2 pseudogenes are annotated in these 1057 nt (G+C 38.5%); both read right to left on the bottom strand.

What is annotated here, in order from left to right:
* Window positions 1-120 precede the first annotated feature (120 nt).
* Window positions 121-519: pseudogene (locus tag KHA90_RS25095) on the bottom strand (DUF932 domain-containing protein); the annotation flags it as partial.
* 43 nt (window positions 520-562) lie between these two features.
* Window positions 563-934: pseudogene (locus KHA90_RS25090) on the bottom strand (single-stranded DNA-binding protein); the annotation flags it as partial.
* Window positions 935-1057 lie beyond the last annotated feature (123 nt).

Below are 1057 nucleotides of genomic sequence, written 5' to 3'. Positions count from 1 at the left end.
AAAATCTTTTAGAATGGCTCAAGAATTTTAAATAAGATATAATGTAAAGTAGAATGTCTTAATTATCACAAAAGTAATGGTTAGTCATATTCTACTTTACATTATTCTTTACTTTCCATAACCATTGCCTAATGCTCCTGCGGTTTCGTATAGAATGCCTTCACCACTGCCTACAATAGCATCAAAGAAATTAAAGGCTTCACGGTTTTGTACAATGTGGTAATCTTTGCCCACTATACCCAATACAGTATTGTTATCGGTACGTATGTTGGCGAAATAGTTGGGTACTTCCAATTCGCTACTGCCTATTTCTATACCGTTTGCGGTTTCGATAATGCCCGAACCTTTGGTAAATAAAGGTGCTTTTACGACTTCGTAATCTAACCCTGCGTGTTTGATAGCTTCCTCACTTGTCGGGTATTGCTCCACGATTTGCCCCAAACCGTGCCACGCTTTTTGTTGTACGCTAAAGAATGAATAACGTCCTGTTCTCTCGTTGAAATTGATATTATGTGCCATAATGCTAAAATTTTGATGTTAAAAAATGATTGAATACTCGTTGTTAAAATGGGAGGTCGTCCTCTGTTCCCTGTGCTGTAACCTTGTTGTTTTCGGCTTGTGCAGTAGCCTGTACAGTTTCCGTTTTTCTGCTACCTCCGTGCAATTTGATTTGTGAGGTGTGGAAATTCAGACCTGCTCTTGCTTCTCCGTCATTGCTTGTCCACGCTCTTGTGCTTACCCTGCCTGATAGTTCTACCAATGTGCCTTTGGTCAAGATTTTGGCAACGTTCGGCGTTATCCAGTAGGAGCAATCAAAATAGGTTGTCTGCTCTATGCGTTCGCCCTGTTTATTGCGGTAGCTATCGTTGGTGGCTACTGAAAAGTTCACGACTTGTTTTTGCTGTGACGTTGTGCGTACTTCCGCATCTCTTGTTTATGCAAATCAAAATATTATGCAAAAAAAAACAACGTAATTGTATTATTACCAGTTCTTTATATCGAATTTACTTTACATAATATTCTTAGTCATACTCAATAATATTGTTATTTAGTGGTA

Source organism: Flavobacterium psychroterrae, assembly GCF_018380615.1.
Classification (GTDB): domain Bacteria; phylum Bacteroidota; class Bacteroidia; order Flavobacteriales; family Flavobacteriaceae; genus Flavobacterium; species Flavobacterium psychroterrae.
Note: the sequence above shows the minus strand (reverse complement) of the source record. Positions and strands in the feature narration are given on the sequence as shown.